Source organism: Paenibacillus sp. FSL M7-0802 (genome assembly GCF_038004945.1).
Classification (GTDB): Bacteria; Bacillota; Bacilli; order Paenibacillales; family Paenibacillaceae; genus Paenibacillus; species Paenibacillus polymyxa_B.
Genome location: NZ_JBBOSD010000001.1, coordinates 4707337 through 4722507, shown reverse-complemented (window position 1 = coordinate 4722507; position 15171 = coordinate 4707337). Strand labels below are relative to the sequence as shown.

Below are 15171 nucleotides of genomic sequence, written 5' to 3'. Positions count from 1 at the left end.
GCACTGCTTGTATTCATTATTCAGCAAAAACAGATACTTGCTTCACAGGTTTTAGCTTGTCTTTTCCACCTGAAAACGATCTAGCTCCCGCTGCATTTCCTCGCGAATCTGACGAAGCTCTTTTACCTTCTCAGCCGATTCCTCAAATGAACGCTTCTGCTCTACCGTGGAAGCCGTAATCTCTTCACTGCCTGCGGCGGATTGCTGAGTGATTGCGCTGATATTTTCGATAGCTTGCTGTACCTGTACGCTCAGTTCTCGCGATACATTCATGTCCGTTGATAACTTGCTGACTTGGCCGGCAATTTGCTGCACTTTGCCACTAATCTCTGTAAACGATTCGCCGGTTGAGGAGGTTGCCTTCTCCTGCTCACGGAACAGCTCCTGACTTTGCGCCACAGAAATCTTCACCTTATCCATAGCCTGCGTGATACCGTCAACTGCGGTATAAATTTTCTTTACAGCAGACTCTGATTGATTCGCCAGCTTTTTCACTTCATTGGCAACAACAGCAAAACCTTTTCCTGCTTCACCTGCACGTGCAGCCTCAATAGAAGCATTCAAGGACAACAGCGATGTTTGGCTGGCAATTTCGGAGACATATCCAGTCATGGTTGTAATCTCGACTGCATTAGCCTCCAGCTCCTTGACCGTCTGCTCCACTTCGGACATGGCTGAACGATTTTCTGCAACAATACGCAGTTGATCGCTCATGACCCGCGTACCCTGCTCAATGACACGCAAAGCATCCTCACTATACGCGGTCGATTGTGTGGTTTCCAGTAGATTCGATTCAAACTTCTGCTGCATCTCGTCCACAACGCCAACTGTCGACGACAGATCCTCAGCAATTTTCTGACTGCCTATTGCCAGTTCCTCTGTTGACGTGCTGACTTGTGTCACAATTTCCTTCATGGCCTCATTATGCTGATCAATATCCCGAGCCATCAGATCGACACGATTACCCGCCTGATCAATGGAGAGTACAATGCTGCGCAAGTTCCCGATCATCACCCGGAAAGATTCATTGAGCTCGTCCAGCTCATCGCGTCCCTTGGTTTGGGCAAGCTGCACTGTCAGATTTCCCTCAGCAATTTGCTTTGCGGCATCCGTTAATTTGCGTGTTCTAAGGGCAAGCTGCCTGGATGTATATGTATTATATAGCCCAACCGCCACCAGAAGTATAACTGCACCTGCCAAGGCCAATTGCCATGTAAAACGAATGCTCTTGGTCAAATCTTCTGTGTATTGGTCATAACGTGCCTTGGTCAGCAGATCCAGCATAAATACATCGTTCTGAATCCCTTGGGCACGCATGGCCTCCCGCTTGGACTCCGGGCTGTTTTGGGTACTCATGGCTTTCTCCGTTGCTACTTTCAATTGGCTGAATTTTGTTTTAATCGTATTCAGTCGCTTTTGCTGCGCTTCGGTTTGCAACATGCCCTGTGAAAGCAAAGCAATCGTCTTTTCAGACTGAGTCAGTTGATTTTGCACATCGGCTTTGTTGCTCTCCGTCATGGAAGCTGAATAATTTTGCAGTGCCTGCCCTGACTGAATCAAATAGGCATTGAGCTGCTGTACATTCAACATAGCCGGAACCAGATTACTACTTTGCGAGTTAATACGAATTAATTCAAAAATGATATAAGCCACTAAAGCCAGGCAAGCGATCAAGGAAATCATCGCGTTCAGCACCAGTTTACCTTGCAGTTTCATCAGCTTTCATCCTCCGTTTGCGAAAATTTATTGGGTGGGAACAGTCAGTGTGCCGGATTTGATTTTTTCCTTTAAATCATCCAACAACTTTTGCTGATCCGGACTCAGTGTCACGACACGAATAGGCGCTAAACCTACACCATCTTCCGCAAGACCAAACACCATATCCTTCTCCGTAAATTTTCTTTGATGATCTGCAAAGCCTTTGACTGCTGTATAAATTGCAATGTCTACATTTTTAAACATCGAGGTCACTACCGCTTTTTCCGCAATAAAAAACTGGTCGCTATCGACCCCGATGGCGAATTTATGCTGCTTTTGCGCTTCCTGCAGCGCACCTACACCCGTAAGACCTGCGGCTGCAAAGATGACATCAATCTGATCCTGATTAATCATGTCATCTGCAATTTCCGTACCCAGTTCCGGCTTTCCAAAATCTCCTGCATACGTTGCAGTAACTTTGGCATTTGGCTTGACTGATTGCACCCCTGCGCGATACCCAATTTCAAATTTTTTCAACAAAGGAGATTCCGCACCTCCGAGAAAACCTACCTGTTCGGTTCGACTCGTCAAACCCGCAACGACCCCAGCCATAAAACTGCCCTCTTCTGCTTTGAAGCTAATAGAGGCCACATTCGGTAAATCTGATTTCTCATCCACGATTAAAAATTTACGGTCTGGATATTTTTTAGCAATGGATTCCAAGCTGTCCTTCACCATGTAACCCAGCCCAATGATTAAATCCGCTTTTTCTTGAGCAAGCTGTTCAAAAGCCGCATCATACGTCTTGGTCTCCGTTATTTCTCGGTATTCAAAAACAATTTTCCCCTCATCCCGTGCTTTGACCAAACCTCGAAAAGCAGCGTCGCTGTAAGATTGGTCACCCAGACCAATATCTGACAGTACGATTCCCACCTTAATGGGCTGAGCCTTGGTTTGTGCTGCCGATTGCCCACATGCACTTAGCAATAATGCAAAGATTGTGACAATGGGAATCCACCTAAAATTTAATAATTCAGCTCGCTTTTTCATGACATATCACCTCAGCATAATTTGGAAATCCCCAACATCTTTATATCGGTTATAAAAGCATATTTTTTCATAAGAGTTTCTGTAAATTCATTGTAAATAGAACATGATAAATAAGATTATTTTTCTCTATATGTAAAAAATGTATATTTTTATGCTTCTTTTATTATACGAACTGTCCAAATTCACTTATTTTCGTTTATATCGTAAGAATAAAGTGTAATTTGGAAAACATAGGTACTCTGAAACCATCACTCTATTTCAATTCGAAAGGAGCAACATTAAAAATGACTTCGACAGATTTAATTCCACAGCCCAAAACTTATGGTCCCTTAGGTAATCTGCCCTTGATCGATACACATGCCCCTGTCCAGTCTCTGGTTAAGCTTTCTTATGAGTACGGTCCAATTTTTCGCATGGATCTGCCTGAAGGAACGAACATTTATATTTCCGGTCATAAGTTGGTCGCAGATGCTTGTGATGAATCCCGTTTCGACAAACAAGTGTGGGCTCCATTACAAAAAGTACGAGCTTTTGCAGGAGACGGACTATTCACAAGCTGGACTGAGGAACCGAACTGGCGCAAGGCCCACCAAATTTTGCTGCCAAGCTTCAGTCAGAGGGCTATGAAGGGTTACCACAATATGATGCTTGATCTTGCTGTTCAGCTGATACAAAAATGGTCTCGGCTCAATCCCGATGAAAGTGTAGAGGTTCCGGAAGATATGACCCGGCTGACTTTGGATACGATCGGATTATGCGGCTTTAATTATCGTTTTAACAGTTTCTACCGCGATCAGCCCCATCCGTTCGTGACCAGTATGACACGCGCATTAGATGAAGCGATGGGTCAGCTGCAACGCCTCAATCTGCAAAACAAGCTGATGTTATCGAAGAAAAAGCAGTTTAAACACGATATCGAAACGATGTTTTCGCTGGTAGACAGCATTATTCAAGAACGCAAAACCCTTGGCAACCAAGGAGAAGAGGATTTACTGGCACGTATGCTGGAAGGCAAGGACCCGGAAACTGGTGAGACGCTGGATGATGAAAATATCCGCTATCAGATCATCACTTTTCTCATCGCCGGTCATGAAACGACCAGTGGGCTTTTATCCTTTGCTATTTACTATTTGCTTAAGAATCCGCGAACGCTAACCAAGGCCTATGAAGAAGTGGATCGCGTGCTCACCGATTCGCTGCCTTCTTATACTCAGGTTCGTGAACTCAAGTACATAAGGATGATACTGAATGAAGCTCTGCGACTATGGCCGACAGCGCCCGCCTTCTCTCTCTTTGCCAAAGAAGATACGTTGCTCGACGGAACCTACCCACTTAAAAAAGGTGACAGCGTCAATGTACTCATTCCAAAACTGCACCGTGATACCGAGGCTTGGGGCGAAGATGTTGAGGAATTTCGACCGGAGCGCTTCGAGGACCCATCCGCCATTCCGCAAGATGCCTACAAACCGTTTGGCAACGGTCAACGCGCCTGCATTGGACAGCAGTTTGCCTTACAGGAGGCCACTCTTGTGCTGGGTATGGTACTGAAACATTTTGAGCTGATTGATCATACTCATTATGAGTTGAAAGTCAAAGAAACGCTCACACTCAAGCCGGAGGGCTTCACCATTCAAGTACGCCCGCGCAGCACACAGACTGCCGTTATGCTGCCAGGTGCCGCTCAAGAACTTCATGAACAAGAGGAACAAAAGGTTGCACCCCCCCATGCCGAAAAGCATGATACTTCTTTGCTGTCTTTGTACGGCTCGAATCTGGGTACAGCTGAGGGACTTGCAGGTGAACTAGCCGATTTAGGTCGAAATTGGGGTTTCAACAGTAGCATAGCAACTCTGAATGATCGTGTGGACAATTTGCCTAAAGAAGGCGTGGTACTTATTACAACCGCATCTTATAACGGGCGTCCACCGGATAATGCTGATGCCTTTGTACAATGGTTGGAGCAGGCAGGCGAAGGGCAACTGGCAGGCGTAAGGTATGCTGTATTCGGCTGCGGCGACCGCAATTGGGCCAGCACGTATCAGCGTATTCCAAGGCTGATCGACGAGCTGATGTATGCCAAAGGGGCGAAGCGACTGTATGACCGGGGTGAGGGCGATGCCAGCGGTGACTTTGAGAAGGATTGGGAAGCCTGGAACCACGGCTTATGGCCGGATTTGTTGAATGCTTTCGGGGTAGAGCACAATGATACAGAACCACAGGACAGCAGCAGTCTGAGCATAGAGTTCGTCAGCGCCATACTCAGTACACCTCTTGCAGACAACTACGGAGCAGTTACTGCCGTCGTTACAGCGAATCGTGAGCTGCTTGCTGCTGAAAGTGAACGCAGTACACGACATCTGGAGCTCAAATTACCAACCGGATTGTCCTATCGCGAAGGTGACCACCTTGGTGTGTTGCCGCGTAATCCTGCTTCGCTGGTCAAAAGGGTGATGCAACGCTTTAAATTACAGGAACAGGATTACATCGTATTGAGAGGCAGTGACCGGGATGCGGCGCATCTCCCCTTAGATCGGCCTGTCAGCATAGAAGATTTGCTCACTCTCAGTGTGGAACTGCAAGAACCGGCAACGAGAGCCCAGCTACGGCAACTGGCATCCTTTACAGTGTGTCCACCGCACAAGAAAGAAATTGAAGCTTTGCTGGAGGATACTACCTTTGATCGAGAGATACGACAGAAGCGCGTCACGATGCTGGATATTCTGGAGAAGTATCCAGCCTGCGAGCTGCCATTTGAAAACTTTATCTCGCTGTTACCACCACTCAAGCCTAGGTACTACTCCATCTCAAGCTCTCCGCTTGAATCGGATAATTCGGCGAGTATAACAGTGGGCGTCGTGCGTGGACCAGCCCGTAGCGGACAAGGTGAATACCTAGGAATTGCCTCCAATTATTTAGCACAGCTCCAACCAGATGATTCAATTGTCATTTTTGTGCGTAAGCCTCAGTCGGGCTTCCGATTGCCAGAAGACCCGACCGTGCCTGTCATCATGGTCGGTCCGGGCACTGGAGTGGCACCATTCCGCGGATTCCTCCAGACACGCCATGTACTTAAGGAGAGAGGAGAACAGCTCGGCGAGGCTCATCTATACTATGGCTGCCGTAATCCTAAGCTCGACTATCTGTACAAGCAAGAGCTGCAAGCCTGGGAGCAAGAGGGAATCATTACGCTTCATACAGCCTTTTCACGTCTGCCCGATCAACCCAAAAGATACGTGCAGCATGTCATGAAGGAAAATGCGGACGCTCTGATTCACTTGCTTGATGAAGGAGCGCATCTGTATGTATGCGGTGATGGTAGCCGGATGGCTCCCGATGTAGAAGACACCCTTTGTGCTGCTTACGCGGAAGCACACCATACCAGTAAAGAAGAAGCACAGCAATGGTTGGATCGTCTCCAACAGGAAAAACGCTATGCCAAGGATGTCTGGACAGGCATCTAATGTTAACAATATAAGAGCAAGCATCATGTTAAAAAATAAAAGGGACTGATTACTGGGCTTCGATCTCGTCGCAGTAGTTCAGTCCCTTTTATGATTATCTTTCACTCCATTTGGAAGCAATCACATCTACTTTGCTTTCTATTAGGTCCATAACCTCCTCGCGCTGCCTAGCCTTGAATAAATCAATCATGTCGATCAAGTCGTTGCGGTCTAATAATTTAACCCCGTTGACAGCAGCAAGTGTTTTACAGGATTCCGTATAACGGCCGGAGGTGATGACGAGGGACTTGTCAGCTGCATAATAACGCATAGAGGTATAAATCTCCTGCACTGCTCCCAAGCCTACCGGATGTTGTACCCCATAACGTTTGGCCTGTATGACAACTCTGACGCCTTCACGGTCTGTAAAAACCAGATCCGCTCCAAAATCCCGGCTACTGGTTGTTTTATAGATGTCCTTATAGCCAAGCGCGGATAATAACCGTTGCAAATAAAGTTCAAATTCCGAGCCATCCTCCATACGATCTATATCCTGAATTCCAATTTTGCGTGGGTCCAGATCACGTAAAATCCGATTTCTGCGACTACGTATCAGTCCTCTGATGATGAGCGCAAACAACACTAAAAGTACAATGAGTCCTATTCCTAATTCCTTGTATGCCAATAATTTCTCTAGCAACATCCAACTCTCCCTTTTCTACCATAAGCGTAGCCATATCATCCTTGACAGGACACTCCCCTATGCACGCTGGCACCCGTATTACATCTGTGTTATCACATAACAATAGCCCCGCCAGATTCGACGGGGCTATCTTCGTCTTGCCTCAAAGCTGTCTAAACTCCATACTCCGCATCATTATTCGCGATTCAGCAAAGATTCTCCGGCAATACCAGGCTGAGTCATTTGGTACGGGTCCAATATAATGTCCAGCTCCTCCTCGGTCAGTACATTGTACAGCAAGCACAACTCACGCACCGATTTCCCAGTCGTAATTGCTTCGCGAGCAATACGTGATACCACCTCATATCCAAGATGCGGATTAAGCGCTGTAATAATGCCTACACTGTTCTCTACATATTCACGACAACGCTCCACATTCGCTTCAATCCCTTCCACACAATGAATGCGGAAGACGTGGAAGCCCTGCTTCATAATTTCCAGCGATTGCAGCAGATTGTAGACCAGTACAGGCTCCATCACATTCAGCTCGAGCTGACCAGCCTCAGAAGCCAAGCAGATTGTATGATCATTACCAATGACTTGGAAAGCAATTTGGTTAATAACCTCACACATCACCGGATTTACCTTGCCCGGCATAATGGATGACCCTGGCTGACGAGCAGGCAGACTCAGTTCTCCCAGACCTGCACGAGGTCCGGAAGCCATTAACCGGATGTCATTTGCCACCTTAGACATATTCATCATACAAATTTTCAAGGCAGCAGACACTTCAGTATAAGCATCTGTATTTTGTGTAGCATCTACAAGATTTTCGTCAGCTTCCACAGGGAAGCCACTGACTTCTGCCAGTACCTCTGCGACACGCTGAATATAACGACGGTCTGCATTCAGGCCAGTACCCACCGCAGTTGCACCCATATTAATCGTTAGCAGGTGCTGCTTGGTCGCACGGACGCGTCCGATATCACGACCCAGCACACGCGCATAAGCCTGAAACTCCTGCCCTAATCGTATGGGCACTGCATCCTGCAAGTGAGTCCGGCCCATTTTAATCACACTATCAAACTCATTTGCCTTCCGGGAAAATGCTTCCTGAAGCTCACTCATGGTAGCTAACAGCTTATCAATCATACTTAATACAGCCAAGTGTACGGCTGTAGGAAAAGCATCGTTCGTCGATTGCGCCATATTAACATGATTATTAGGACTGATCTCCTGATAATCTCCGCGTTGCTTGCCAATCAGCTCCAACGCGCGGTTCGCAATCACTTCATTTGTATTCATATTAATGGACGTGCCTGCGCCGCCCTGAATCGGATCGACGATGAAATGATCATGCAACTGTCCTTGTATAATCTCATCAGCAGCCTGAATAATGGCCTCTGCTTTGGGGCGATGTAAACGGGTTAGTTCCATATTTACCGTCGCTGCTCCCTTTTTCACGATCGCCATGGCTTTAATCAACTCAGGGTGCAGTCTTTGGCCTGTAATTGGAAAATTTTCTTTTGCTCTCAGCGTTTGTACACCGTAATAGGCATCTGATGGCACTTCCTTGGTACCTAAAAAATCATGCTCCAACCTCATATTCTCTGATTCCTCCGCTGTGTTTGCTACGTTTTTCAATTCAGTACAGCCAAATTGACATAAAAAGACCTTTTCTGATCCCCTCTTTATTATACGTTTCTATTCCCGAGCTTTTCCAGTCGAATAAACGCGGAAAAAGCTATGTAATCCTCGGACAAGTTATGATTACCCGTATATACCACACTTATTCGGTAAATGCTCAGCTATGACTAGAATACAGATTTAATGGCTTATAATAATATCGAGTGGCATGAAGCTGACCATCGGCTGATTGAGCATAACCCGGAATAACACCAGCTTCTATGAACCCGATCGACTCGTATAGTCCATTGGAGGGATCACCCACCCGCGTATCGAGCACCAGTAACGTTCTATCCTGACTTAGTGCCTCTTCTTCCGCTACCTTCATTAACTGTCGTGCGATCCCCAGTCTGCGTCCGGACGGATGCACCATAAGCTTTGCAATTTCCGCACGATGAATAGCGTTAGCTTTTTGAGCCAAATGCAGCTGGACCGTCCCTACAGGTACTCCGTCCTTCTCAGCAATCCACAGAACTACACCGTCCTCAAGTACATTGTTCCAATAAGTTGCTGCTTCCTCATAACCTAATGGGGGTAAGAAACCTATAGATGCACCGTCTGCAACCACGTCGATTAACAGTCGACTCAGTGAATCTGCCAGGGCTTCGCTCAGAGCTTGAACAGGGTAGACTCTCATTTCGTTAGACATTGTGATTCCTCCCGGTGAGTTCAATAACACACAATAAAGAAAGCAAACTATCTTTTGAGGATAGCTTACTTTCCATAATACTTCGTTTACTTCATCATTCTTATTTCTATTACTGCTCTGCCATATAAAAGAACTCCCACAAATGACCATCCAAATCCTGAAAGCTCCATCCATACATAAAACCATGATCTTGAGGTTCGTTCGAGGGCTTGCCGCCTGCTTCCAAAGCCTTGTGGACGATCTCGTCCACCTTTTCTCGGCTCTCTACCGATAAGGCAACAATCGCTTCTGTACTTTTTGTGGCATCTGAAATTTCTTTTGTCGTGAACGCTTTAAAACGTTCTTCAACCAATAACATGACAAAAATATGCTCACTAACAACCATACAGGTTGCATGTTCATCAGTGAACTGAGCGCTGAATTCAAATCCGATGGTAGTGAAAAAATCAATGGACTGTTGCAGGTTTTTAACTGGTAAATTCACAAAAATTTGTTTAGCTGTTACTCCCACGACATTTCACCTCTTCATTCGTAATTCATTCTACTTTATCATACTACCTCTCCACAAAAGATAACTTAACTATCGTATAAAGTCAATCAATCTGACATTTGTGTAGTGAAGTCTCCTATTCCCAATGTAGCTTATCCAGTGTGCGTGATAATACAATCGCTGCTTCTGCCCTCGTCACAGATGTATCCGGGCCAAAACGGCCTTTCTCGTCTCCCTTCATAATACCTAGTCCAGACAAAGTCTTCACAGCCGGAGCTGCCCATGTAGAGATCTCCTGCGCATCCGATAATGATACAGATATACTTTCACTCACTTCTCCTGTATGTTCTTCTGTGTTCCCAGCGAAGCGCAAGGCTCTCTCTATGATCACAGCCAGTTCCTCCCTCGATACCGGTGTATTAGGACGGAAGCTTCCGTCAGCATAGCCGTTGATCAGCCCGGCTGCTGCTGTGGTACGTACGGAATCCGCATACCACGATTCGGTTTGAACGTCGTCAAAGCTCGTCAGCGTGCGATCTGTACGCTCCAGTCCAAGCACACGAACCAGCATCGCTGCCAGTTCAGAGCGTCGCATCTGGCCTTCAGGCTCAAAATGCATGTTCGCTAAGTCCCTTTCACGAGTCGCACTAGCTGTAGACGCTGTTGAATCGGTCCCCGTCACAAGCAGGCGAGTCGCCAGCCGTGTAATGTCTTGCTGCGCCCAATGGCCGGATATATCCATGAACGTTCTGACTTCACCAGAAGCCCCGCCATCAAGCACAGCGTAAGTCCCTCCCGAACGTCCATACACGGTTATTTCCTCACTCGCAGCGTGAAAAGGAACAGGTTGATAGGACAGCTGTCCGGCTTGGTTGGTCGATACCTTCACTACAGCAAGCTGGTCTGCATCAACCGTTGCAGGAACACGTAACAGATAACGTTCATACCCACTACCAGAGTCTCCGTTACCTGCCAAAAGCTGTTTCCGTCCATCCTCACTTCTCAGTTCAGCTGTGATATCCAAAGCCTGTAACAGTTTGCGCCCTGTCGGAACATCCAAGCGTTTAGCCAATTCTTCGTTCAAAGCGACGGAAACATTCAAGGAAATTTGTTTTACAGGCACCTGCCAGGTATCAGCCAGTTTCTGAAGAGACAAACGACTTGTTGCTACTTCATATCCACCCTGTGGCGTTTCCACTCGAAGAGTACGAATACGGTCGTTCAAGACGGCTCCCAAAGCTTCACCGTTTAAATGAACCTCGTACGTCCTCGCTTCTACTTGCTCCCCTGCACGGATCACAAGCGTACCCTTCGCGCCATTTTGAATGGCCTTTTGTATTTCAGCAGCTGTTACTTGAGCAACTGCCTTTTTCAGTCCGTTTTGCTCCACTCCGATCATTACAGACTTGACTTGCACCACATTTGTACCAGACAGGCTGCTTCCATTGGGTTCACTACTGGCAGTCTGACCCTGCCCATTTACCGTTCCATTCATGTTACTGCTACTGCTATTCCCAGCGTTGGCGTTTCCAACGTTATCCTGCTGATCCTCATCGTCATCGTCATCGTCATTTCGGCCACTCCCACCATCTGTTGGTGGTTCTTCCGTTTTGCGCGGCAAATCTATTTGCGCAACCAACGGATCATGATCGCTGACCCGCCCGTCTGCCGTACTAAAGTCTGCATTCATATGAACGATATCCAGCACGGATGTTTTGCTTAGTGACGGGCTGATCAGCATATGATCCAATGTTTGCGAATTACCTTCATAAATATAGGAGTACCGTTCCTTTTCATCCAAATTGTCAATCAGATTGGTCAATTCATGCCCCCGTAGCAAAGCCAGCGTTTCAGAAAATTGAAAATCATTCAGGTCACCGAGCACCACCATATTGGCCTTGGGGTTTACTTGCAGTACCGACTTTACAAAGCCATTCACAATCGTTGCAATCTTCGCACGCTGTATTTCGCTGCTTCGCACAGGCGGCTGAATTCCTCCAAATGGCGCTTGATCGCCCCCTTTGGAATTAAAATGGTTAGAGACCACAATCACCTGCTGGCCTTCAAACTCAAATTCAGCGGCCAACGGCTTGCGCGAGTCTTCAAATGACGCATTCAGGGGATCAATCCGACCCGGGTTGAGAGAGAGTCCCTGCACTCCATAAGTGACAGACGTAACTGAATCCCCCTTGGGCTTGTCGGTCAGCGTAACACGTTGCGGATTGTACAAGAAGCCAACACGGATATTGCCACCGGGGGCACCGCCATCCTTATTATTTTCAGGGGCAATATCTGTAAAAGCGTACTCCGGGCCTCCATGAGCTCGAATCGCCTCTATGAGCACGCGGAAGCTTTCGGAAGCGTCTGTGGTCCCATCGTCTTTCTCACCGTTATTATCCTGCACTTCCAGCAATCCTATGATATCCGGATGATTCAAATTTACGGCAATAGCCTGCCCCAGCTGATCTATTCGTTTTCCATCACCGGGATCAAAGTTTTCCACATTAAAAGAAGCTACTGTCAGCTTACGATCATCGCGTATCAAACGCGTGTTGGTTGGCTGGAGGCCACCTGATACAATACCAGGCAGACGTTCTGGCAACAGCTTATAATTGCTAAAGCTATAGCTCACCACACCTGTGATAGGACCCGCAAAACGATCGCCTGTTTTCAAAGGAGCCGAAGGCTTCGCATCAATCAGAATCCGTTGCGGGTTCAGACTTCTTTCTGTCAGCATGAGTCCGCCTGCCTCCGTTACAACCTCACCTGTGTTTGGACCGTTATCAATTCGGACTGGAATTTCATAACCATAAGGACCAATCACAGTGGCATCCTTCAACTCTACACGCATGCCTTCCAGGCTTTCGAAAAAGTCCAAGCCATCCTCCTGTGGATCAAACACCGTCATTCCGTCATGATCCACAACAGATGTCGGCATCACACGTCTCTGTTCACCTAGCAAAATTGGAGATGGCAATGGACGGTCATTGGCAATTACCTTAACCAAAGAAGCCACAATTTCTGTGGTCGTCAAGTCGATTGGCTTACTTGCATATGTTCTTTCCGTGTATTCCTTCACCGAACCGCTAACCCTTACCTCATCCCCTACCTGTGCACCGTGACTAGGCTTGTACACTAAAATGGCCTCGGATGTTTTTTCATCCTGATCCACTTGATCATCCAACTCTTGGATATAGAAGCTGCTCCCCTTCACCATCGTGACAACGCCTTCAATATCCGCTACTTTTTGTCCTTCATATGGTGAACGGTGTGCTGCCCCCTGTATATCGTGGATGCGAAGCTTTTTAGGAAAATAGACATCTGCATATACACTTGCCCCTACAGTTACGGGTGAAGGTTGCACCTCTTCTCCTGCAAAAGATGCAGGCTCTGCCGAAGCTTTTCCACTGGACAACCCTACCGGCCCTCCAGCTGAAAGCACCAGTATGACACTGAGCCATGTGATCCCGAACCTTTTTAATTTCGTGGGTAATATTTTTACTATGTATTCTTGTTTCATCAAAAGATACTCCCCTCCCCATTTTTACTATGATTACGCTTACAAATATATTCTTCTTTTAAGATACCATAAATTAGTCAATTTAGTACCTTAATTATGTAAGGATTTTGCAAAATTCGATTCCAGTCGCTCCAAAGTGCAATATATAGACGCACTAGACCACTTCGGTCTATATATTGTTCATTGGAAGTCGCTTATTGGATTTTTGCAAAACCATCATATAAAAATGAATTCTTCTTGCCGTAGCATATTCAGATCAAATTATTGTAAACTTGTTCTAATACAGAAAAAGGTGGCACATACGCTATGGAGCATTTGCTTAACGATCAGGTTAAAAACATTCAAATCAGCGGCATCCGCAAAATCGCCAACAAAGTTGCGGCATTACCCGGAACCCTGTCATTAACGATCGGACAGCCGGATTTCCCTACCCCTGCGCATATTATGGAAGCTGCCCATCGGGCGATTAACGAAGGACGCACCTCCTATACACCTAATCCGGGACTGCCGGAATTAAGAGAAGCCGCAGCGGCGTTTGTAGCTCGTAAATACGGCCTAAATTACCGTGGACAGGATGAGGTTATCGTAACGAACGGAGCCAGTGAAGCGCTGGATATTACCTTACGCACGATTTTGTCACCTGGCGATGAAGTCATTCTGCCAGTGCCGATCTACCCAGGGTACGAGCCATTGATCCGTTTGTCAGGCGGCATTCCTGTGTTTGCCGATACCCGCAGTAGCGGCTTCAAGCTCACGGCCGAGGTGCTGGAGCCTTATCTGACCGAACGGACAAAAGCAGTCATTCTCGGATATCCTTCGAATCCAACCGGACGAGTGATGAGCCGTGAAGAACTGGAAGCGGTCGCGGATTTACTGAAGGAGCGTGATCTGTTTATCATTTCGGATGAAATATACAGTGAACTGATTTACGATACCCCCCACGTGTCCATTGCAACTCTGCCAGGTATGCGTGAGCGCACCATCGTCATTAACGGTCTGTCTAAATCACATTCCATGACGGGATGGCGCATTGGTTTTACACTTGCACCCGCTGAAATTACACAGCACATGGTCAAAGTCCATCAGTACAACGTAACCTGTGCCAGCTCGATTAGCCAATATGCTGCCCTGGAAGCCTTGACCACTGGTGTCGATGATGCACTTCCGATGCGTGAGGAATACCGCAAGCGTCGTGATTATGTACATGGAAGGCTGACAGACATGGGTATCCCGCTGGAGAAACCCGAGGGAGCCTTTTACCTTTTCCCTTCCATCGCGCATTTTGGATTAAGCTCTATGGATTTTACCTTGAAGCTGCTGGAAGAGCATGGAGTGGCTGTCGTACCTGGAGATGCCTTTTCTTCCTATGGCGAAGGATACATTCGCTTGTCTTATGCTTACGGGCAGGATGTGCTGGAGCAAGGGTTGGATAAAATAGAGAGGTTTGTTAAAGGGTTATAGGGAGTTAAGGCGGGAGAAGGCGCTACGCAGTCCATTTGATCTTCCGATCGCCGTTGCGGTGGGATTCTTGAATTGGATAAAACATTTATAGGTAAGAATCCCACAGCAAAAGCGAACACTACCGCTTCTCCAGATTCAAATGGCCCGCTTCGCTCACTGCCCGCCTTAAAATCCCACAATTCTCTAACGTGTGTGTGGAGTATGGGGAAAAGAAGTACAATACTCACCCGCTTTTACACGGTGAATAAACAAAACAGGCCCTTGAACCACCTGTACGGATGGTTCAAGGGCCTGTTCGCTCTTCCTCTACTCCCTCATCTGGTGTGGGATTAATGGGTGCGTACCTTTAAGCACGGTGCAGCGGAGGGGGCGGAATGGTGCTGGACAAGCGAAGCGGTCGCCTTTAAATTGAGATTTTAACCTTTAAATATTCAATCATAAAAATCGGAATTTAACAGCGATGGTAAGCACCATCCGCCACCGCAGCGACCTTTA

The 15171-nt window shown here is 47.0% G+C and carries 9 protein-coding genes; 2 read left to right on the top strand and 7 right to left on the bottom strand.

The window, feature by feature from the left end; translation table 11 throughout:
- Positions 1-51 precede the first annotated feature (51 nt).
- Both MHB54_RS21680 and MHB54_RS21675 read right to left on the bottom strand, forming a co-directional pair.
- On the bottom strand, positions 52-1716 hold the full coding sequence (locus MHB54_RS21680) for a methyl-accepting chemotaxis protein (protein ID WP_069080351.1): 1665 nt from the start codon (positions 1714-1716) through the stop codon (positions 52-54).
- Positions 1717-1743: 27 nt separating this feature from the next.
- On the bottom strand, positions 1744-2748 hold the full coding sequence (locus tag MHB54_RS21675; protein WP_069080350.1) for a BMP family lipoprotein: 1005 nt from the start codon (positions 2746-2748) through the stop codon (positions 1744-1746).
- A 284-nt stretch (positions 2749-3032) separates the two neighbouring features.
- Between MHB54_RS21675 and MHB54_RS21670 the strand changes: the two genes are divergently transcribed.
- Positions 3033-6209, top strand: a complete 3177-nt coding sequence (locus MHB54_RS21670; protein WP_340982006.1) for a bifunctional cytochrome P450/NADPH--P450 reductase — start codon at positions 3033-3035, stop codon at positions 6207-6209.
- A 94-nt stretch (positions 6210-6303) separates the two neighbouring features.
- Here the strand turns inward: MHB54_RS21670 and MHB54_RS21665 are convergent, their stop codons facing one another.
- The 5 genes from MHB54_RS21665 to MHB54_RS21645 all read right to left on the bottom strand — a co-directional run bounded on the left by MHB54_RS21665 (position 6304) and on the right by MHB54_RS21645 (position 13215).
- Positions 6304-6891 (bottom strand): restriction endonuclease, encoded by a 588-nt coding sequence (locus MHB54_RS21665; RefSeq protein ID WP_023989579.1) that lies wholly within the window; start codon positions 6889-6891, stop codon positions 6304-6306.
- Positions 6892-7065: 174 nt separating this feature from the next.
- Complete coding sequence (gene aspA, locus MHB54_RS21660; protein ID WP_013311251.1) at positions 7066-8475, bottom strand: aspartate ammonia-lyase; 1410 nt, start codon at positions 8473-8475, stop codon at positions 7066-7068.
- A 199-nt stretch (positions 8476-8674) separates the two neighbouring features.
- On the bottom strand, positions 8675-9205 hold the full coding sequence (locus MHB54_RS21655) for a GNAT family N-acetyltransferase (RefSeq protein WP_340982005.1): 531 nt from the start codon (positions 9203-9205) through the stop codon (positions 8675-8677).
- Between the two features lie 109 nt (positions 9206-9314).
- Positions 9315-9716 (bottom strand): VOC family protein, encoded by a 402-nt coding sequence (locus tag MHB54_RS21650; RefSeq protein WP_023989581.1) that lies wholly within the window; start codon positions 9714-9716, stop codon positions 9315-9317.
- Positions 9717-9831: 115 nt separating this feature from the next.
- Entirely contained in the window at positions 9832-13215 is a 3384-nt protein-coding gene (locus tag MHB54_RS21645) for an S-layer homology domain-containing protein (RefSeq protein ID WP_340982142.1), read from the bottom strand.
- A gap of 306 nt (positions 13216-13521) precedes the next feature.
- On the opposite strand from MHB54_RS21645, the gene MHB54_RS21640 reads away from it, so the two are divergent.
- Entirely contained in the window at positions 13522-14676 is a 1155-nt protein-coding gene (locus tag MHB54_RS21640; RefSeq protein ID WP_340982003.1) for an aminotransferase A, read from the top strand.
- Positions 14677-15171 lie beyond the last annotated feature (495 nt).